We start from the raw sequence: 19,401 nt of genomic DNA on the forward strand, positions 1-19,401 counted from the left end.
CGGCGCAAGGGGGCAGGATTTCCATCACGGAATCCTGCCCCCGGCTTTGTCGGCCCCGACCAGCCCGCGGACAGCGCCCCTGGCGCGGGTGCGTCGGCCGAACAAGACCGGGACGCGGACCCCGCGGCCGTGGCGCGTGCCATCGTGCTGCGGCAGCTGACGAATTCGCCCAAGAGCCGGCTGCAGCTCGCGCGCAAACTGGCCGAAGGCAACGTTCCCGAGGACGTCGCGGAGGCCGTGCTGGACCGCTTCGAGGAAGTGCGGCTGGTTGACGACGCCGAGTTCGCCGACATGTGGGTCCGCAGCAGGTCCCAGACCCGCAAGCTCGCCAAGGGGGCCTTGCGGCGCGAACTTGCGGACAAGGGCATCGACCCGGAGACTGCTGCCGGCGCGCTCGATCAGCTCAGCGACGCCGACGAGGAAACGGCCGCCCGGGAGCTCGTGGAGCGCAAGCTGCGGGGATTCACCGGCGGCGAAGACCGTGCCGAACGCGACAAGGTGACGCGCCGCCTCGCCTCCATGCTGGCCCGCAAGGGCTACCAGCCGTCGCTCGCCTTCCGGGTGGTGGGTGAGGTGCTCGATGCCGCCGCCGGCCATGCAGGGGACGGGGACTAGAGCCGCCAAGCCGGGGTCTGCGCGGACCAGCCGCTGCCCGCCACCCATACCCGTTACCCTTAACAGGTGAGTTTTACCATTCCTTCCCCAGCAGCCGGCACGACTTCTCCAACAGCGCCACCGGCGGTGCAGCCAGCAACCAGCGCAGACCCCGGCGGCGCACCGGAAAGTCCCGCCCCGGCCCAGCCCCGCACCTACCAGGTGCGCACTTTCGGCTGCCAAATGAACGTGCACGATTCCGAGCGGATGGCCGGCATGCTGGAAGCCGCAGGCTACGTCCCCTCCGCCGGCGAGCTGGCCGACGTCGTGGTCTTCAACACCTGCGCGGTCCGGGAAAACGCCGACAACAAGCTGTATGGCAACCTCGGCATCCTCGCCCCGGTCAAGGCAGCCAACCCTGGCATGCAGATCGCCGTCGGCGGCTGTCTCGCGCAAAAGGACCGGGAGACCATCCTCAAGAAAGCCCCGTGGGTGGACGCCGTGTTCGGCACCCACAACGTCGGGGCCTTGCCGGCGCTGCTGGACCGGGCACGCCACAACAATGAGGCCCAGCTGGAGATCCTCGAATCGCTGGACGTCTTCCCCTCCACCCTTCCCACCAAGCGGGACTCCGTCTACTCAGGCTGGGTATCGATCTCCGTGGGCTGCAACAACACCTGCACCTTCTGCATCGTCCCGGCCCTGCGGGGCAAGGAAAAGGACCGCCGCCCCGGCGAGATCCTGGCCGAAATCCAGGCGCTCGTGGACGACGGTGCCATCGAGGTAACACTGCTGGGCCAGAACGTGAACTCCTACGGCGTCGAATTCGGCGACCGGCAGGCGTTCTCCAAGCTCCTGCGTGCGTGCGGCGACATCCCGGGCCTGGAACGGGTCCGGTTCACCAGCCCGCACCCGGCCGCCTTCACCGACGACGTCATCGACGCCATGGCCGAGACCCCCAACGTCATGCCGCAGCTGCACATGCCCCTGCAGTCCGGCTCGGACAAGGTCCTCAAGGACATGAAGCGGTCCTACCGCTCGACCAAGTTCCTCGGCATCCTGGACAAGGTCCGCGAGAAGATCCCGCACGCCGCCATCTCCACGGACATCATCGTCGGGTTCCCCGGCGAGACCGAGGAGGACTTCCAGGCCACCCTCGACGTCGTGAAGAAATCCCGGTTCGCCACCGCCTTCACCTTCCAGTACTCCAAGCGGCCAGGCACGCCCGCCGCGGATTTGCCGGACCAGCTGCCCAAAGCCGTGGTCCAGGAACGCTTTGAGCGCCTCACGGCCCTGCAGGACCGGATTGCCGCAGAGGAAAACGCCCGGCAACTCGGCCGCCGCGTCGAGGTCATGGTGACCGCCCAGTCGGGCCGTAAGGCTGGGGAAACCCACCGCCTCTCCGGCCGGTCCCAGGACCAGCGGCTGGTGCACTTCTCCGTGCCCGCGGGAGCCGAAGTGCCCCGGCCCGGCGATCTGGTGACCGTCACCATCACGGAGGCGGCGGCATTCCACCTCGTCTCGGACCCAGCCTCGGCCGAGGACTACAGCCTGCGCCGGTCCCGTGCCGGTGACGCCTGGGACCGTTCGCAGGCAGATTCCTGCGGAGCCCCGGCCAGCCCCGCGGGCAAGACCAGCGAGTCGGGCACCTCCGGCGTGTCGCTGGGCATGCCCAGCCTCCCGGTCCGCGGACGTTAGCGCCGTGCCCGGCCCGCAGGGTGCCGCGCACGACGCAGCAGCCCAGGCCACACGAGTCGAGGACACAGCCCAGCGGGACGCAGCCCAGCGGGACGCAGCCCAGCAGGACACAGCCCAGCGGGACACTGCCCAAAATGCGGCGGTGCCGGCGGTGCCGGGGGCGCCGCCGGTGATCGCCGTCGTCGGGCCGACGGGGTCCGGCAAATCAGACCTGGCAGTCTCCCTGGCCCTCGAGCTCGACGGTGAAGTCATCAACGCCGACTCGATGCAGTTCTACCGTGGCATGGATATCGGCACTGCCAAGATCACCGAGGCCGAGCGCCGCGGTGTGCCGCATCACCTGCTGGATATTCTGGACGTGACCGAGGAAGCGAGCGTCTCGGACTTCCAGCAGCAGGCCCGCGCGTTGATTGCCGACATCCACGGGCGGGGCAAGCGGGCCATCCTGGCCGGCGGCTCCGGACTCTACGTCCGCGCTGCCCTCGATGTCCTCGAGTTCCCCGGCACGGATCCGGAGATCCGCGGACGGCTTGAGGCGGAACTGGCCACCGCGGGACCCGCGCCCCTGCGGGAACGGCTGGAAGCAGTGGACCCCGTGTCCGCGGGCAGGCTCGGCGACGACCGCAGGATCATCCGAGCCCTGGAAGTTTTCGAGCTCACCGGGCGGCCATTCAGCTCCTTCATGCCGGCCCGCGAATACTTCCAGCCTGCCGTCCAGATCGGACTCGAGGTGGACCGGGAACTGCTCCGGCAGCGCCTCGCCGACCGGGTCCACGCAATGGTTGACCAGGGGCTCCTGGACGAAGTCCGCCGGCTGGACGCCGCAGGGCTCCGCAACGGCCGGACGGCGCCACGGGCCCTTGGCTACGCCCAGTTCCTCCGGGTGCTCGACGGTGCCTCCAGCCTGGAGCAGGCTGCGGACGACACCATCATTGCCACCCGGCAGTTCGCGCGCCGACAGCTGACCTGGTTCCGTGCGGATCCCCGGGTCACGTGGCTGGGCTGGCACGATCCTGATCTGGTGGCAGAGGCCTCCGGCCTCTGCCGGGCGACGCCGGTTCCGCCTCCGGCGTAGCGCTTGGGTCACGGTACCGGAGCGGTCAGGACGGAACGGTAACCTTGGAGCATGGACGAATCCCAAGCCGTAGCCGCTGACCGTACTGCAGGCGACACCGCACCCCTGAGCGGTCTGAAGTTTTCCAAAGGCCACGGAACGGGCAACGACTTTGTCCTGATCGCAGACCCCAACGGCGCGCTCGAGCTCAGCCCGGAGCACGTCGCGGCGCTCTGCGACCGGCACCGCGGCATCGGCGGCGACGGCCTGATCCGCGCCGTGCCTTCCCGGCTCCTGCCCGAGGGACAGGATTTGCTGACCGCACACCCCGACGCCGAGTGGTTCATGGACTACCGCAACGGCGACGGCTCGCTCTCTGAGATGTGCGGCAACGGAGTCCGCGTCTTCGTGCACTTCCTCATCGCCGAAGGCCTCGTGGACCTGCCGGCCGGCGAATCCCTCGTCATTGGAACCCGGGGCGGTGCGAAGACGATCGTCCGGACAGCTTCGGGCTACGCCGTGGACATGGGCCCCTGGGAGTTCATTTTCCCGGGCGAAGCGACGGCGCGGGCCATGGATTCGCTCGTCAGCGCCGACGGGCTCGAAGTCGCGCGCCCCGCCCTCTCCGTCAGCATGGGCAACCCGCACACCGTCGTGGCCCTGGCCGAAACGGCCGAACTGGAAGCCACGCAGCTGTTCACGGCCCCCCGGGTGGACCCGACGCCGCCGCACGGCACCAACGTCGAATTCGTTGTGCCGTCCGAACCACTGGTCCACGACGGCACCGGCACCATCACCATGCGGGTCCACGAGCGCGGGGTGGGGGAGACCCAGTCATGCGGCACGGGCGCCTGCGCCGCCGCCGTCGCGATTCGCCACTGGGCCGGCCAGGGCGCACCGGACGCGTGGAACGTCCACGTCCCCGGCGGCGTCGTCGGCGTGAAATTCTTCCTGGGCCCGGAGGGGCACGAACACGTCGAACTCAGCGGCCCGGCCGTGATCGTCGCTAGCGGGACGCTTTCCTGATTCGAAGGATCCGGAATGACTTCGACGTGCTCTCCCGGGTCACGCTGAAGCTGGAGTCGAGCTCCGCCGAGAGCCAGCGCTGCAGCGAGTCCGAGCCGAGGTTTTTCTGGACCACGAGCCAGGCCGATCCGCCCGGCGCCAGCCTGGGAATCCACAGGCGCAGGAGGGCGTGAAGCTCGTCCTTGCCGATCCTGATCGGCGGGTTGGACCAGATGGTGTCAAAGCGCAGTTCGGGGTCGACAGCGTCCGGCGTGCTGGCGGTTACGTTGTTCAGCCCCAACAGCCCCGCGTTTTCGTTGGTCAGGGTCACGCAACGTTCGTTCACGTCCACCGCGTAGACCTGTGCGTGCGGTGCCCGCAGGGCCATAGTCAGGGCGATCGGTCCCCAGCCGCAGCCGATATCCAGCAGGTTGCCCTGCGGCGACGGAGCCGGGACGTCGGCGAGCAGCACCGCCGTCCCCTTGTCTATCCCGTCCGGACTGAAGATCCCCGAGGACGTCTGCAGCCGGCGCGTCTCACCGGCAAGATCCACGGTGAGCGGCTTACGGGTGAACGGCCCGGCCGGCTGGGCGCTGAAATAGTGTGCAGACTCCATAATGGGCCAGATTAGTTCGCGGCCAGCCCGTATGGGAAACCGGGTGGGAGCGCCGGCGTCTGCTACGCTACGAAACATGATCTTGATCTCCAAGTAGCCGGCACGGGTCCCGTCCCGTCCTTGAGTCGACTCCGTAGCGACACCGCAGCGACTCCGTAGCGCCGCAGGTACACGCCTTCCGCTGAGTGCCCCATCTTCAGGGTGAGTTTCCTCACCCGCGGGCACTCGAACTACTTGGACTTCCAGCCGCTGTCCCAGACACTCTGTTTCCCAGACGTGTGTTGCCCGGTGCCCGTGTTTCTCAGACACCGTGTTTCAGGGGCGCGGCACTCCTTGGCTGATCCGAGGCCCGGCTCAGCGGATGGCGACTACGTCACTATGTTCCCGACAGCCGCACGCTCCCCACAGCCGCGCGCATTTCTTGCCGCTCCCATCCTCACCCAGCCGCCGCTCCGCACGGAGCCAGCCCTGCCCCGGCACCGTTGCCGCGGGCAATCCAGGAGGCCTGCATGACCCCTCGCCGTCAGCCCAGCGCGAATACCGCCCCACAGAGCATCAATCGGCACTATTCTGAAAGAGCCGAACCTTTAAAGGAGACCATGACCAGCCATCCCAACACCGGACCCGATTCAGCAGCCCAGGACATGAGCCCTGAGGAGATCCAAGCTGTAATCGACCGGATCCTTTCCAAGGACACCCCCGCCCCAGGCCGCGGCGGCGGCTCCGGCACCAGCCATGGCACCGCCGCCGGTGCCGGTACCGGCGGCCCGACGTCGGTGCTCGGCAAGGCACAGGCCATCTCCCGCCTGGACGAGGTGTACACCAACTTCGACGGCGACCAGCAGGACCTTGAGGAACGCCACGCGCTGCGCCGCAAGGCCGGCCTGTCCACCGAGCTCGAAGACGTCACCGAGGTCGAATACCGGCAGTTGCGCCTTGAGCGCGTCGTCCTGGCCGGCCTTTGGACCGAGGGCACCCTCGCGGACGCCGAGAACTCCCTGCGTGAACTTGCCGCCCTCGCTGAGACAGCCGGCTCCGAGGTCCTCGACGGGCTCGTCCAGCGGCGCGCCAAGCCCGATCCCGGGACCTTCCTCGGCTCCGGCAAGGCGCAGGAACTGAAAGCCATCGTGATGTCCACCGGCGCCGACACCGTCGTCGTCGACGCCGAACTGGCCCCGTCCCAGCGGCGCGGCCTGGAGGACATCGTCAAGGTCAAGGTCATTGACCGTACAGCGCTGATCCTGGACATCTTCGCCCAGCACGCCAAGAGCCGTGAAGGCAAGGCGCAGGTGGAGCTCGCCCAGCTCGAATACCTGCTCCCGCGCCTGCGCGGCTGGGGTGAATCGATGTCCCGCCAGGCCGGTGGCCAGGTGGGCGGCGCCGGTGCCGGCATGGGCTCGCGTGGTCCCGGTGAGACCAAGATCGAACTGGACCGCCGCCGGATCCGGACCCGGATGGCCAAGCTGCGGCGCGAAATCGCCGCCATGAAGCCTGCCCGGGAAACGAAGCGGGCCAACCGCCGTCGCAATGCCGTGCCCTCGGTGGCGATCGCCGGGTACACCAACGCCGGGAAGTCCTCGCTGCTGAACCGGCTGACCGACGCGGGGGTGCTGGTGGAAAACGCCCTGTTCGCCACCCTGGACCCCACCGTCCGCAAGGCCGAAACCGCTGACGGGCTGGGATACACCCTGGCCGACACCGTGGGCTTTGTCCGTTCCCTGCCCACCCAGCTCGTGGAGGCATTCCGCTCCACGCTGGAAGAGGTGGCCGACTCTGACCTGATCCTGCATGTCGTGGACGTCTCGCACCCGGATCCGGAAGGCCAGATCGCCGCTGTCCGGACGGTCTTCAGCGAAGTCGACGCGCGCAAGGTTCCGGAAATCATTGTCCTGAACAAGGCCGACGCCGCTGACCCGTTCGTGGTCGAACGCCTCAAGCAGCGCGAGCCGCGCCACGTGGTGGTCTCGGCCCGCACCGGCGAAGGCATTCCGGAACTGCTCAAGGCCATCAGCGACGGCATTCCGCGGCCCAGCGTCAAGCTGGAACTGCTGATCCCGTACAACCGCGGGGATCTGCTCAGCAAGCTCCACGAGACCGACGCCGAGATCCTCAGCCTCGACCACGAGGAAACCGGGACCCGTGCCGTGGTGATGGTGCGTGAAGGACTCGCCGCCGAACTGGATCCCTTCATCAGCAATGACTGAGGCGGCGGTGACCAGGGCCGACGCCGATCCAGCCGACGCCGAACCAGCGGATGGTGGATCGGCCGAGCCTGATACCGGTTCGGTTGCCGGCGCGGCCGGCGAGGAGTTTGTGGTTAAGCTGCTCGACCGTGCCGTGTCCGGCATGGGCGGGCAGAGCCGCGATGGCCAGCACGAAATGGCCCGGCAGGTGGCGCGCGCGATAGACAGCGGCGACCACCTGCTGGTCCAGGCCGGCACCGGCACCGGCAAGTCCCTGGCCTACCTGATTCCGCTCATCGCGCATTCGCTGACCAGCAACAAACCCACCCTGGTCTCCACCGCCACCCTGGCGCTGCAGACCCAGATCGTGGGCCGCGACCTGCCCAGGCTGCTCAAGACCATCACGCCTGCCCTGGAACGGCCCGTCAAGGTCGCCCTGGTCAAGGGCCGGTCCAATTACGTCTGCCGGCACAAACTCGAGGGCGGCTTCCCGTCCGAAGAACCTTCCGAGGGACAGCTGTTTTCCCTTGGCGAGGACACCAGCGTGCCGCATTTCGCCGCCGCACTGGGCGGGCCGTCCTCCCAGCTGGGCAAGGAAGTCGTCCGCCTGCGCGAATGGGCCGAGGAGACCACGACGGGGGACCGCGACGAGCTCATGCCCGGCGTCACGGACCGGGCCTGGCGCCAGGTATCGGTCACCTCCATGGAGTGCCTCGGCGCGCAGAAATGCCCGCTCGCGGCCGAATGCTTCAGCGAGCTGGCACGGCAGAACGCCGCCGATGCCGACGTCGTGGTCACCAACCACGCCATGCTCGCCGTCAGCGCCTTCGAAGGCCTGGCGGTGCTGCCCGAATACGACGTCGTGGTGGTGGATGAGGCGCACGAACTCCAGGACCGCGTCACGGGCGCGGTCTCGGGCCAGCTCTCCGTGGCGATGGTGCACGCCGCCGCGTCCGGGGCCCGGAAGCACACGGGCATCACCGTGGATGCGCTGAACAATGCCGCTGCCCACCTGGAGCTGGCCATCGACGGCGTCCCCAGCGGGCTGATGCCCAATGGCCTGAACAGCGAGCAGCTGGACTGCATCGACCAGCTGCGCGACGCGTGCCGCGCCGCCCTGTCCGATTCCAAGGGGGACAGCTCCGCGACGGCCGACGGCGGACGCCAGCTGGCCCGTTCACGCCTCATGGTCATCCTGGAACTCTGTGAACGCCTCCTTGCAGCGCGCGAAAACCGCGAAGTCGTGTGGTTCTCCCGCAACAGCAGCTTCGACCCGGCGCAGGGCTACTCACAGCCGGACGAGAGCGCGCCGGCCTTGATCAATGTGGCCCCGCTGAGCGTCGCGGGACGGTTGCGCGAAGGCCTGTTCGCGGACCACACCGTCATCCTGACCTCGGCCACACTGGCCATCGGCGCTGCCTTCGAACCCGCCGCCGGAGGCCTGGGCCTGGTTGGCAACGGCGCCCCGAGCTGGACCGGCGTCGACGTCGGATCCCCGTTCGACTACCCGAAACAGGGCATCCTCTACGTCGCCCGGCACCTGCCAAAACCCGGCCGCGGAACGTCCCCCGAGGCTTTGGACGAACTCGAGAAGCTGATCCGCGCGTCCGGCGGCGGTGCACTGTGCCTGTTCTCCTCGCGGCGTGCGGCCGAGGAAGCAGCCGAGGCCATGCGGCCCCGGCTGGGCCTCAGCATCCTGTGCCAGGGGGAGTCGACCATGACGGCGCTCGTGCGGCAGTTCGCCGACGAGCCTGATACGTGTTTGTTCGGCACCATGTCCCTCTGGCAGGGCGTCGACGTCCCTGGCGTGTCCTGCCGGCTGGTGGTCATCGACCGGATTCCCTTCCCGCGGCCGGACGACCCGCTGATGACGGCACGTTCGCGGGCTGTGGCCCAGGCCGGCGGCAATGGCTTCATGGCCGTCTCGGCCACGCATGCCGCCATCCGCCTCGCGCAGGGCGCCGGACGGCTGATCCGTTCGACCTCGGATAAGGGCGTGGTGGCAGTGCTGGATTCGCGGCTCTCCACGGAGCGCTACGGCGGCTTCCTGCGCGCGGCGCTGCCGCCGTTCTGGCCCACCACCGATTCATCGATAGCCATGGCGGCCCTGAAGCGCCTGGCGAAGGACTCCGCGAAAGACTAAACCCCAGGCCGGGCCGCCACCCTGCGCCGGAAATCCGCGCGGGGTGGCCGCTACTGGCGGCCTGGCCCGGGATGGCTAAAGGGAGCGCAGCTTAGAGGGAGCGCAGTACCGAGACGACCTTGCCCATGATGACGGCGTGGTCGCCGAGGATGGGCTCGTACTGTGTGTTTTGCGGCAGCAGCCAGGTGTGGCCGTCCCGCTGGCGGAATGTCTTGACCGTGGCTTCGTCGTCCAGCAGGGCGGCAACGATGTCGCCGTTCAGGGCATCACCCTGGCGGCGGACAACCACCCAGTCGCCGTCGCAGATGGCGGCGTCGATCATTGAATCGCCAGCGACCTTGAGCATGAAGAGTTCGCCATGGCCCACGAGCTGGCGGGGCAGCGGCATAACGTCCTCCACCACCTGGTCCGCGAGGATCGGCCCGCCGGCGGCGATGCGTCCGACGAACGGCACCATTACCGTGTCAGTGGCGCTGGCGAGCTCGGTTACCGACAGGCCGCCGACGGCCCGCAAGGGACTGGACTTCTCGACCCCCGATATAGGCGTGGTCCCCTCGTCCAGGGTCAGCGGCATGAGCACTTCCATGGCCCGGGGCCGCTTCGGATCACGCCGCAGGTAGCCAAGCTTCTCGAGCTGGGAGAGCTGGTGGGTCACGCTCGAGAGGCTGGCGAGACCGACGGTGTCGCCGATCTCGCGCATCGACGGCGGGTAGCCCTTGTCCGTGACGGACCGCTGGATGGTCTCCAGGATTTTCTTTTGCCGGACGGTAAGGCTCTTGGGGGCCCGGGCGGGCTGCGGGCTCCGTGGGGTGGCCCTGCCGCCGGTGGCTTGTGCTGCCATGTTCGCCAATGCCTTTCCGTTCCGCCCGGCTGCCGTGGCTGCTGTCACCGGGAACTTCCGGCCTGAAATGTCAGACCCTGCTGATCAACTACGAATGGATTCCCACGGGGAGTTCGAAAGTGGGAGTTCAAAGTGGTTGTCCTGTCCCTCAAAAATAGGCCAGCCGCAGACCTTTTTCAAACATTTGTTCTAGCGAGTCTCGACATCGTTCGTTAGTAAGTGCTAAAACAGAACAAGCAAGATTCGAATATGTGTTCGATTTCGCTGACCTGGGTTCGCAAGCGATGTTCGGTTCTATGTTCGAAGGTTCGGCCGGTTGGCGGCGAGTACGTGAGTACGCCGGGCGGCAACTATGGTCCAGGAGGGCTCAGTTCATGTCAGTTTCAAGCGCGTTTCACGGCACTAGCATTCAGGGCATCACGCCCCGCCGCCGAGGTGTTGTTCCGGGCGGCGCGGCGGATCTCCGCAGCATCGGGCACGGCATCGTCGGAAACGGCGACATCAGCGAAAGCGGCATGGGCCAGGACAGTTCCCGTTACGGCAACGTCTACCCGCTCAATGCCAGGCGCCGCACGTCCGCGACCTCGCAGGTGCCGCAAGGGGCCGCGGGCGCGGTTTCCGCCGGCCGGCCGAAGCAGCCGCCGCTGCGGCTCACCCGGCGCGGACGCTTCGTCTTTTTCGGTGTCCCCCTGATCCTGCTGGCGGCGTTCATCCTGTCCTTCAGCGGATTCCTCAACGCCCCCGCCAAGGCGGCAGATTCCGCGGACCAGCTCTCGGTGACGCCGACCGTTTCCGTCACAGTGCAACCGGGGGAGTCCCTCTGGGCCATTGCGGGGTCGGTGGCTCCGGAGCGCGATCCCCGCGACGTCGTGGCGGACATCGTGCAGCTGAACAATCTGGACGCCGCGGGTGTCATGCCGGGCCAGCAGCTGTTCGTCCCGTCCAAGTAACCTCCCCCAGATGCCGTCGCAGGCGTCACAGTTTCAGCGCCCGTCCCGCTACCACTTAAACTGGTCACGTGACTGACCAGCTTGAGCGCCTCAACCGACTGCCCCTCCGAGCCAACCTGCGTGGCCTGCGTCCGTATGGCGCGCCGCAGCTGGACGTCCCCATCCTGCTCAACGTCAACGAGAACACCCATGGGGTCCCGGCCGATGTCCGCGCCGCGATCACCGAGGCCGTGAGCGCCGCCGCTGCCGGGCTGAACCGCTATCCGGACCGCGAGTTCACCGAATTGCGCGAAGCTCTCGCCGAATACCTTGGCCATGGCCTGGGCGCGGAGAACATCTGGGCCGCGAACGGTTCCAACGAAGTCCTTCAGCAAATCCTCCAGGCCTTCGGCGGCCCCGGCCGGACGGCCCTCGGGTTCCCTCCCACGTATTCGATGTACCCGCTGCTGGCCTCCGGCACGGATACGGAATACATCGTCGGGGCCCGCGCCTCGGACTATGGGCTCAGCGCGGAATCGGCGGCACAGCAGGTCCGCGAGCTTCAGCCCAACATCGTCTTCCTCTGCTCCCCGAACAACCCGACCGGTACTGGGCTGGGCCTCGATGTGGTCGAGGCGGTCTATGACGCCGGCGAGGCCAGCCAGACCATCGTGATCGTCGACGAGGCCTACCACGAGTTCGCCCACGACGGCACGCCCAGCGCGCTCACCCTGCTGCCTGGCCGGGAACGGCTCATCGTCTCGCGCACCATGAGCAAGGCCTTCGCCCTCGCCGGCGCGCGCCTCGGCTACATGGCCGCGGCCCCGGAGGTCGCGGACGCCCTGCGGCTGGTCCGTCTCCCGTACCACCTCTCGGCCATCACCCAGGCCGCGGCCCTGGCCGCCCTGAGCCACCGGGAGGCGCTCATGGCGGACGTCGAGGACATCAAGCGCCAGCGCGACCGGATCGTGTCGGAACTGACGCGCCTGGGCCTGACGCCGGCCGCGTCCGATTCCAACTACGTGTTCTTCGGCGGTCTGGAGAACCCCCATGAGGTCTGGCAGGGCATGCTGGACGCCGGTGTCCTCATCCGCGACGTCGGCATTCCGGGCCACCTGCGCGTCACCGCCGGCACTGAGACAGAAACCACAGCCTTCCTGGAGGCCCTTGAACTCATCCTGGCCGGCTCCGCAAAGCCGCAGGCCTAGACTTGGTGGGGAGCCCGATCGTCCCCGCCAGAGTGCCCAACACCCTGCCTTCTTCCAAAGGACACATCTACATGAGCAACACCGGATCCACCACCGCCGAGGGCCGGACCGCACGCATGGAACGGACCACCAGCGAGTCCTCGGTCCTGGTCGAGATAAACCTGGACGGTACCGGCGTTTCAGACATCAGCACGTCGGTCCCGTTCTATGACCACATGCTGACGGCCCTCAGCAAGCACTCCCTGATCGACATGACCGTCAAGGCCACCGGTGACACCCACATCGATGTCCACCACACTGTCGAGGACGTAGCCATCACCTTCGGCGAGGTCCTGCGGACCGCCCTGGGCAACAAAGCCGGGATCCGTCGTTTTGGCGAGGCGACCGTGCCCTTGGATGAGGCCCTCGCTCAAGCTGTCGTGGACGTCTCCGGCCGTCCCTACCTGGTCCACGCCGGTGAGCCGGCAGGCCAGGAATACCACCTGATCGGCGGGCACTTTACGGGCTCCCTGACCCGCCACGTCTTCGAGGCGATCACCCTTCACGCCGGGATCTGCCTGCACATGAACGTCACTGCCGGGCGCGACCCCCACCACATCGTCGAAGCCCAGTTCAAAGCCTTCGCCCGTGCCCTGCGCGCAGCCGTCGAACCGGATCCCCGGGTCGAGGGCATCCCGTCGACAAAGGGTGCCTTGTGACCGGCCCGCTGCTCCGCGACGGGGCCATCATCGACCCCGCCGCCGCGGCCAAGCCGGTCTCCCCGGAGGGAAAGCCCACTGTTACGGTGCTGGACTACGGCTCCGGGAACGTCCGGTCCGCCGTCCGCGCCCTGGAGCGGGCCGGCGCCGAAGTCATCCTCAGCGCCAAGCCTGAGGATGTCCTCAACGCCGACGGCCTCGTCGTCCCCGGTGTCGGCGCCTTCGAAACCGTCATGCGCGAACTGAAGGCCGTTGACGGCATCCGCATGATCGGCCGGCGTGTCGCCGGAGGCCGCCCCGTGCTGGCCATCTGCGTCGGACTCCAAGTGCTGTTCGAGGCCGGCGTCGAGCACGGCACCGAAGCCGAAGGCATGGGGGAGTGGCCCGGCAAGGTGGAACTGTTGCCTGCCGACGTCGTGCCCCACATGGGCTGGAACACCGTCTCCGTCCCCGAAGGGTCCAAGCTCTTCGCCGGGGTTGAGGGCGAGCGTTTCTACTTCGTGCACTCGTACGGGGTCCAGCAGTGGGACTTCGACGTCATCCAGCCGCGGATGGCTGCGCCGCTGGTGACCTGGTCCGACCACGGCGCCCCGTTCATCGCGGCCGTGGAAAACGGCCCGCTGTGTGCCACCCAGTTCCACCCGGAGAAGTCCGGCGACGCCGGGGCCCGGCTGCTGCGCAACTGGGTCCAGGGCCTGCGCCCAGCATCCGCGGAACAAACCGCAGCCGCGGAAGAAACCGCCTAGATGTGGTCCCTGGTGCTCATGGGCGTCGCCGGCCTGCTGGTTGGCGGCGCGATCTCCTTCCGCCAGCAAAAAAGCCCGCTCTGGGTGCAGATCGTTTTCTACATCCTCGCCGGCATGTCGCTGCTGGCCGCCTACCTCCTGACCCTGCCGGCGTCCTGACGGCACCCGCTCCCACCACCATCCCCAAGCTGAGGACTCCACGATGACCACCGAAACCCCGCTGCCCGTACTCGAGCTCCTGCCCGCCGTCGACGTCGTCAACGGACAGGCCGTCCGGCTCGTGCAGGGCGAAGCCGGCAGCGAGACGAGCTACGGCACCCCGCTGGAGGCCGCCCTCAACTGGCAGCAGCAGGGGGCTGAGTGGGTGCATCTGGTCGACCTGGACGCCGCGTTCGGGCGCGGTTCCAACGCCGGGCTCCTGCGCGAGGTCGTAGGCCGGCTCGATATCAAGGTGGAGCTCTCCGGCGGCCTGCGCGACGACGAATCCCTCGAGACGGCCCTCGACCTCGGCGTCGCCCGCGTCAACCTGGGCACGGCGGCACTGGAGAACCCGGAGTGGACGGCCCGGGTGATCGAGCGCTTCGGCGACAAGATCGCCGTCGGCCTGGACGTCCGCGGCACCACCCTCGCCGGCCGGGGCTGGACCAAGGAAGGCGGGGACCTCTGGGACGTGCTCGGCCGCCTCGAGGACGCCGGCTGCGCCCGGTACGTCGTGACCGATGTGACCAAGGACGGCACCCTCCAGGGCCCCAACGTCGAGCTCCTGCGCCAGATGGTCGAGAAGACGGGCAAGCCGGTGGTCGCCTCCGGCGGCATTTCCAGCCTCGAGGATCTCAAGGTCCTGCGTTCCCTGGTGCCGCTCGGCGTCGAAGGCGCCATCATCGGCAAGGCCCTCTACAACGGCAACTTCACACTGCCAGAGGCCCTCGACGCCGCCGGCCGCCGCTAGGGGCGAAGGTGCCCATGACGCACACCCACGAGCCCCACAACCCCCATGAGGCAGTGCAGGCAGGGACCGGGGCAGGTCCCGTCCGGCATCTGCCCGGGCACATCGCGGCGGCCCKCGCCGGCGCCGGCGGGGCCACCGACTCCGCCGGCCAACCCTGGGCAGGCCGCAGCCTGTCCGGCGATGACGCAAAGATCCACAATTTCGACGACGACGACGGCGCCGCCGACGCCGGCTATCTGGCGGCTTTGTCCGACCTCGCCGCGGGCACGGGTGACGAGGCCGCCGTGGTGGCCTCGCTTGCCACCGCCCGGGTGTTCGTGCCAATCCTCGCCCAGCTCGCCGAAGAGGGCGAGGCCGCGGCCGGGCCCAACGGGGACCAGTTGCACTCGGACAAACAAGCCGACATGGCCCTGGTGACGCTCAAGGCGCCGGACGGGCGGACGGCTATGCCGGTGTTCACCTCGGCGGCGTCACTGACGGCGTGGCACCCGGAGGCCCGGCCGGTCGCTGTGTACGCGGCCCGGGCCGCCCTGTCAGCGGTTGCGGAAGGCGCCGAGCTGCTCGTGATTGATCCCGGCTCGGAAGTGACATTCGTGGTCCGCCGGCCGGCAGTGTGGGCCCTCGCCCAGCAGCGGGCCTGGACGCCGTCGTACGCCGATCCCGATCTCGCGGGGGCCCTCGGGGAAGGCGCGGTTGGCTTTCCGGCGGTCCGCCGTGTTGAAATTCATCCGGGGGGTGGAGTTGCCTCGGCCACGGCCGATGGCAGGCGGCTCCCCGGTGGGGGAGCCGGCCCGGAACTCCGTGTGGTCCTCTACCTTGAAGACGGTCTCGACGCCGCCGGCGTGCAGTCGATCGTCGCCGGCCTCAATGATGCCTGGGCCCGGAATGAAATCTTTGCCGAGCGGGTTGATTCGATCGAGGTCAAGCTGCAGCGCGCAGCACCATAGCTGACGGCCCAACGGGGGGACCTCCCGGTGCTGCCGTGGGCAGTACCAGAAGGATGTAGTCCGTGAATTTCGCGCTTTACCGTGAGCTGCTGGCCGTCCGGCCCATCAGGCGCCTCCTGTTGGTCGGCATGATCGCCCGCATACCGCACTCAGCGGCCGGAGTCCTGCTGACCCTCCACATCGTCCTGACCCTCGGCCAGGGCTACGCCGCCGCGGGCGCAGCCGCCGCCGTCATGACGATCGGAATCGCCGTCGGCGCGCCCTGGCGCGGGCGTCGGGTCGACACCGTGGGGCTGCGCAAGGCGCTCATTCCGTCCGTCGTCTCCGAGACCGTGATCTGGTCGATCGTGCCGCACGTGTCCTACGAAGCCCTGCTGCCCCTGGTGTTCGTCGGCGGCCTGCTGACCCTGCCCATTTTCAGCGTGGTGCGGCAGTCGCTGGGCGTGCTGGCTCCCGGGGAACAGCGCCGCACGGCCTTTGCCCTGGACGCCATCGCCACCGAGCTGGTCTTCATGATCGGCCCCGCCGTCGGAGCCGTCGTCGCCACCAGCGGCCAGTCCGTCCTGGGCCTGACGGTCGTGGGCGTGGCGACATCCGTCTCAGGACTCTTCCTCATGTGGTTCAACCCGCCCACCCGGAGCGCCTCCCCGGACGCCAGCCTTGAAGCGCAGGAGCTGGAATGTGCGGAAGCCGCCGTCGTTGCTGCGGCACCGGCCCACCTGCAGGAGGCCGCAGCCGAACTGGCACCCCTGGCAGCCGCCGCCGAGGAACGGCGACGGCGTGGCTCCGGCCTGCGCCACCGCGTCATCCACAATTTCAGCTGGTTCACCGCCGCCGTGGCCGCCGTCTTCGCTGTCGCGGCCGGCGCCGGCATGGTCCTCAGCGGCACCGACGTCGGGATCGTCGCGGCGCTCCAGACCGGCGGGCACGAGGCCGAAATCGGCATCGTGTTCCTGTTCTGGTGCGCGGCCTCGGTGGTGGGCGGCATCCTCTACGGCGCCATGCACCGGCCCATCTCCCCGGTTCTCCTGTTGCTGGGGATGTCAGCGCTGACCGTCCCGATGGCCTTCGCGACCGACGTCTGGACGCTCAGCCTGCTCGCGTTGCTACCGGGTCTGCTGTGCGCGCCGGTGCTGTCTGCGGCCTCTGAAAAGGTGGCCGAACTGGTGGATGAAAGCCGGCGCGGGGAGGCGATGGGCTGGTACGGTTCATCGCTCACCGGCGGGGTGGCCCTGGGCGCGCCGCTGGCCGGGCTGTTCATCGACCTCATCGGACCGTCGGCCGGCTTCGTCTCGGTGGGTCTGGCGGGCGTGGCCCTTTGCCTGGTGGGACTGGCCCTGCAACAGGTCCGGCGCAGCCGCCTGGCCCGCGTCTGAATGCGGGCCGGGCCCAGCGCGCCAAGCTGGGCACGCACTTGGCCCGTGCGAACGGAGAATCGTGCGAACGGAGTTAACGACGCCGGCGGGCGGACCTGGGTGGTCCGCCTTGCCCGGAGCGTCCGGAATGATAGATTCCTCGCGGAAGGCCAGCTGGAGCGAGCGGAGGCCATCGCGCAACGGTCCAGCGTGCTGTGAGCCGATTTCCGGCGCCGCCGCGGTCACCAGGCCGGCAAGGGCGGTGATCAGCTTGCGGGCCTCGTCCAGGTCCTTGAGTTCCTGGGCATTTTCCTCGGCGGCAAGGCCGAGCTTCACCGCTGCGGCGCTCATCAGGTGCACGGCGGCCGTGGTGATGACCTCGATCGAGGGGACTTCCGAGATGTCGCGGATCTGCTGCGAGACGTCCGCCTGGTCGGCTGCGGGCTCGAAGACGTGGGAATTACTATCTGAAGTGCTCATGCTGGTAAGCTTGTCACAGACCGACTAAATGTCGTTATTCTCAAGCTTTTATAGGATGCAGTGTTCTGACTGCCAGTGCTAGTCACTGAAGTTGGCGCCCGGCGACGCATACGTGCGTTGAACGGGTTTCTTTCTGTAGAGTTGGCTTTAGTTTGCAAGCGGAGTTCTCTCCCACCCGCGTCAGCCGCGAAACTTCCTTCGGGAAGCCCCTCCTATCCAGGAGTCAAGGTTGCCGGGTACCTGGTCGGGCACTGCCTCGGACTCCGGTCCGCAGGAAGTGCATGTCGCCCCATTGAGGGCGGCAGCTCCGATCTCGAGGCCTCCGATTGCTCCGGCAATTGGGGGCCTTCTCTTTTTGCCGGTGGAATACCCCTCACGAACACAGGAGCTTTAACATTAGCGAGCCAAGAATCAATGAGCGTATCCGCGTCCCCGAGGTGCGGCTGGTCGGCCCTGCAGGCGAACAAGTAGGAATTGTCCGTATTGAGGATGCCCTGCGTTTGGCTGCCGAGTCCGATCTTGATCTCGTTGAAGTTGCACCGCAGGCGAAGCCTCCGGTGTGCAAGCTGATGGACTTCGGCAAGTACAAGTACGAAGCCGCTGTCAAGGCACGCGAGGCCCGGAAGAACCAGACCAACACGGTCCTGAAGGAAATCCGTTTCCGCCTGAAGATCGACACCCACGACTACGAAACGAAGCGCGGCCACGCGCTCCGCTTCCTCGGTGCCGGCGACAAGGTCAAGGCCATGATCCAGTTCCGCGGCCGTGAGCAGCAGCGCCCCGAGATGGGCATCCGCCTGCTCCAGCGCTTCGCCGACGACGTCGCCGAAGTTGGTGTGGTGGAGTCCAGCCCGCGCATCGATGGCCGCAACATGGTCATGGTGGTTGGCCCGCTGAAGAACAAGGCCGAAGCCAAGGCGGAGGCCCGCCGCGCAACGCAGCGCGCAGAAGCCAAGGCCGAGAACGAAGCCAAGGCCTCGGGACGCGTCGATGTCTCCGGTGGCAACGCCCCGCTGACCCAGACGCTGTCGGACCTCCTGCCGGAAGGCTACGTCGTATCGCCGGAGGCTCCCGCAACGGAGGCCCCGGTCGAAGAAGCCAAGGTTGAAGAGACCAAGGTTGAAGCGGCCCCGGCCGAAGAGACCAAGGTTGAAGCGGCCCCGGCCGAAGAGACCAAGGTTGCAGAGACCAACGCCGACGAGGCTCCTGCCCAGGAAGCGCCGAAGGAGGCTGCTCCGAAGGCGGCCGAGGAGCCTGCAGCAGCGAAGGCTCCCGCGGCTCCGAAGGCGGCCGAGAAGCCTGCAGCAGCGAAGGCTCCCGCGGCTCCGAAGGCAGCCGAGAAGCCTGCAGCAGCGAAGGCCCCCGCGGCTCCGAAGGCCGCTCCGGCCCCGGCGGCAGCGAAGGCTCCCGAGGAAAAGGCAGCCGCTCCGGCAGCAGCACCGAAGCCGGTTGCTGCTCCGAAGCCGGTGCCGAGGCCCACAGCGCCGAAGCCCGCCGCACGGCCGGCCGCCCCCCGGGCAGCCGCCAAGCCTGGCACCAAGAAGACCAACTAGTTCACGGCTGCCGGACAGCAATGTCCGGCAGCAGGCAACCAGCACGCCGCCCGCAGGGGTGGCTGCACGAAAGAGCTGCAGACTTTTCTGCGGATACGTAAGGAGATCGGTTCCCATGCCGAAGATGAAGACCCACAGCGGTGCTAAGAAGCGCTTCAAGCTGACCGGTACCGGCAAGCTGCGCCGCCAGCAGGCCAACCGCCGCCACTACCTCGAGCACAAGTCCTCCCGGCTGACCCGTCGCCTTGCCGGCGACAAGATCGTCTTCAAGGGCGACGCCAAGGTCATCCGGAAGATGCTCGGCATCTAAGTTCCAAGTTCTCTGACTGTTCGCCACCTGGCAGCAGTCAACTACCAAAAAGGCTTCTCAGGCCAGCCGGACCGTTCCGGCAGTAGACGCTT

18 protein-coding genes and 1 pseudogene are annotated in these 19,401 nt (G+C 67.9%); 16 read left to right on the forward strand and 3 right to left on the reverse strand.

Annotated features, from left to right (window positions below):
- Positions 1-129: 129 nt before the first annotated feature.
- From AC1DXI_RS02675 to dapF, 4 genes are all read left to right on the forward strand, one after another.
- Entirely contained in the window at positions 130-615 is a 486-nt protein-coding gene (locus AC1DXI_RS02675) for a regulatory protein RecX (RefSeq protein ID WP_476937319.1), read from the forward strand.
- Between the two features lie 66 nt (positions 616-681).
- Positions 682-2,292: a tRNA (N6-isopentenyl adenosine(37)-C2)-methylthiotransferase MiaB gene (gene miaB / locus AC1DXI_RS02680; protein ID WP_476937320.1), complete on the forward strand. Its 1,611-nt coding sequence runs from the start codon at positions 682-684 to the stop codon at positions 2,290-2,292.
- Between the two features lie 142 nt (positions 2,293-2,434).
- A complete protein-coding gene (miaA, locus tag AC1DXI_RS02685; protein WP_476937373.1) occupies positions 2,435-3,367 on the forward strand; it encodes a tRNA (adenosine(37)-N6)-dimethylallyltransferase MiaA in 933 nt (310 codons plus the stop codon).
- A gap of 51 nt (positions 3,368-3,418) precedes the next feature.
- Positions 3,419-4,372, forward strand: a complete 954-nt coding sequence (gene dapF / locus AC1DXI_RS02690) for a diaminopimelate epimerase (protein ID WP_026538322.1) — start codon at positions 3,419-3,421, stop codon at positions 4,370-4,372.
- On the opposite strand, the gene AC1DXI_RS02695 is transcribed toward dapF, so the two are convergent.
- Positions 4,353-4,967 (reverse strand): class I SAM-dependent methyltransferase, encoded by a 615-nt coding sequence (locus AC1DXI_RS02695; RefSeq protein ID WP_018774452.1) that lies wholly within the window; start codon positions 4,965-4,967, stop codon positions 4,353-4,355. The genes dapF and AC1DXI_RS02695 overlap by 20 nt on opposite strands.
- Before the next feature lie 599 nt (positions 4,968-5,566).
- Here AC1DXI_RS02695 and hflX point away from each other — a divergent pair.
- Together hflX and AC1DXI_RS02705 are read left to right on the forward strand one after the other, a co-directional pair.
- Positions 5,567-7,171: a GTPase HflX gene (hflX, locus tag AC1DXI_RS02700; protein ID WP_476937321.1), complete on the forward strand. Its 1,605-nt coding sequence runs from the start codon at positions 5,567-5,569 to the stop codon at positions 7,169-7,171.
- A complete protein-coding gene (locus tag AC1DXI_RS02705; RefSeq protein ID WP_476937322.1) occupies positions 7,164-9,293 on the forward strand; it encodes an ATP-dependent DNA helicase in 2,130 nt (709 codons plus the stop codon). Before hflX ends, AC1DXI_RS02705 begins: the two co-directional genes overlap by 8 nt.
- Positions 9,294-9,384: 91 nt before the next feature.
- On the opposite strand, the gene lexA is transcribed toward AC1DXI_RS02705, so the two are convergent.
- Complete coding sequence (lexA, locus tag AC1DXI_RS02710) at positions 9,385-10,134, reverse strand: transcriptional repressor LexA (protein WP_476937323.1); 750 nt, start codon at positions 10,132-10,134, stop codon at positions 9,385-9,387.
- A gap of 374 nt (positions 10,135-10,508) precedes the next feature.
- Between lexA and AC1DXI_RS02715 the strand changes: the two genes are divergently transcribed.
- The 8 genes from AC1DXI_RS02715 (at position 10,509) to AC1DXI_RS02750 (ending at position 16,987) form a co-directional block, all read left to right on the forward strand.
- Positions 10,509-11,084 carry a LysM peptidoglycan-binding domain-containing protein gene (locus AC1DXI_RS02715; RefSeq protein WP_476937324.1) on the forward strand — a complete coding sequence of 192 codons (576 nt, stop codon included), beginning with the start codon at positions 10,509-10,511 and terminating at the stop codon, positions 11,082-11,084.
- Between the two features lie 68 nt (positions 11,085-11,152).
- Positions 11,153-12,271, forward strand: a complete 1,119-nt coding sequence (locus tag AC1DXI_RS02720) for a histidinol-phosphate transaminase (RefSeq protein WP_476937325.1) — start codon at positions 11,153-11,155, stop codon at positions 12,269-12,271.
- 71 nt (positions 12,272-12,342) lie between these two features.
- Positions 12,343-12,969, forward strand: a complete 627-nt coding sequence (gene hisB, locus AC1DXI_RS02725; protein ID WP_026538327.1) for an imidazoleglycerol-phosphate dehydratase HisB — start codon at positions 12,343-12,345, stop codon at positions 12,967-12,969.
- The gene (gene hisH / locus AC1DXI_RS02730; protein WP_476937326.1) at positions 12,966-13,715 is read left to right on the forward strand and encodes an imidazole glycerol phosphate synthase subunit HisH; all 750 of its coding nucleotides are present in this window, start codon (positions 12,966-12,968) and stop codon (positions 13,713-13,715) included. Before hisB ends, hisH begins: the two co-directional genes overlap by 4 nt.
- The gene (locus AC1DXI_RS02735; protein ID WP_197026145.1) at positions 13,716-13,874 is read left to right on the forward strand and encodes a hypothetical protein; all 159 of its coding nucleotides are present in this window, start codon (positions 13,716-13,718) and stop codon (positions 13,872-13,874) included. It abuts the gene before it with no gap.
- 43 nt (positions 13,875-13,917) lie between these two features.
- A complete protein-coding gene (gene priA, locus AC1DXI_RS02740) occupies positions 13,918-14,664 on the forward strand; it encodes a bifunctional 1-(5-phosphoribosyl)-5-((5-phosphoribosylamino)methylideneamino)imidazole-4-carboxamide isomerase/phosphoribosylanthranilate isomerase PriA (RefSeq protein ID WP_476937327.1) in 747 nt (248 codons plus the stop codon).
- Positions 14,665-14,678: 14 nt separating this feature from the next.
- Positions 14,679-15,611 (forward strand): SseB family protein, encoded by a 933-nt coding sequence (locus tag AC1DXI_RS02745; RefSeq protein WP_476937328.1) that lies wholly within the window; start codon positions 14,679-14,681, stop codon positions 15,609-15,611.
- Positions 15,612-15,673: 62 nt separating this feature from the next.
- Positions 15,674-16,987 (forward strand): MFS transporter, encoded by a 1,314-nt coding sequence (locus tag AC1DXI_RS02750; protein ID WP_026538331.1) that lies wholly within the window; start codon positions 15,674-15,676, stop codon positions 16,985-16,987.
- Between the two features lie 72 nt (positions 16,988-17,059).
- Here the strand turns inward: AC1DXI_RS02750 and AC1DXI_RS02755 are convergent.
- Positions 17,060-17,446: pseudogene (locus AC1DXI_RS02755) on the reverse strand (DUF1844 domain-containing protein); the annotation flags it as partial.
- Positions 17,447-17,883: 437 nt separating this feature from the next.
- Between AC1DXI_RS02755 and infC the strand changes: the two are divergent.
- Together infC and rpmI are read left to right on the forward strand one after the other, a co-directional pair.
- A complete protein-coding gene (gene infC / locus AC1DXI_RS02760; RefSeq protein ID WP_476937329.1) occupies positions 17,884-18,999 on the forward strand; it encodes a translation initiation factor IF-3 in 1,116 nt (371 codons plus the stop codon).
- A 115-nt stretch (positions 19,000-19,114) separates the two neighbouring features.
- Positions 19,115-19,309 (forward strand): 50S ribosomal protein L35, encoded by a 195-nt coding sequence (rpmI, locus tag AC1DXI_RS02765; RefSeq protein ID WP_003798720.1) that lies wholly within the window; start codon positions 19,115-19,117, stop codon positions 19,307-19,309.
- Positions 19,310-19,401: the final 92 nt, after the last annotated feature.

It is taken from the genome of Arthrobacter sp. P1_H7 (genome assembly GCF_056405215.1).

What these genes read in the sequence shown, in the direction of transcription:
- dapF (WP_026538322.1), top strand. Translation starts at nt 3,419, where the DNA reads ATGGACGAATCCCAAGCCGTAGCCGCTGACCGTACTGCAGGCGACACC.
- AC1DXI_RS02695 (WP_018774452.1), bottom strand. Translation starts at nt 4,967, where the DNA reads ATGGAGTCTGCACACTATTTCAGCGCCCAGCCGGCCGGGCCGTTCACC.
- hflX (WP_476937321.1), top strand. Translation starts at nt 5,567, where the DNA reads ATGACCAGCCATCCCAACACCGGACCCGATTCAGCAGCCCAGGACATG.
- AC1DXI_RS02705 (WP_476937322.1), top strand. Translation starts at nt 7,164, where the DNA reads ATGACTGAGGCGGCGGTGACCAGGGCCGACGCCGATCCAGCCGACGCC.
- lexA (WP_476937323.1), bottom strand. Translation starts at nt 10,134, where the DNA reads ATGGCAGCACAAGCCACCGGCGGCAGGGCCACCCCACGGAGCCCGCAG.
- AC1DXI_RS02715 (WP_476937324.1), top strand. Translation starts at nt 10,509, where the DNA reads ATGTCAGTTTCAAGCGCGTTTCACGGCACTAGCATTCAGGGCATCACG.
- hisB (WP_026538327.1), top strand. Translation starts at nt 12,343, where the DNA reads ATGAGCAACACCGGATCCACCACCGCCGAGGGCCGGACCGCACGCATG.
- AC1DXI_RS02735 (WP_197026145.1), top strand. Translation starts at nt 13,716, where the DNA reads ATGTGGTCCCTGGTGCTCATGGGCGTCGCCGGCCTGCTGGTTGGCGGC.
- priA (WP_476937327.1), top strand. Translation starts at nt 13,918, where the DNA reads ATGACCACCGAAACCCCGCTGCCCGTACTCGAGCTCCTGCCCGCCGTC.
- rpmI (WP_003798720.1), top strand. Translation starts at nt 19,115, where the DNA reads ATGCCGAAGATGAAGACCCACAGCGGTGCTAAGAAGCGCTTCAAGCTG.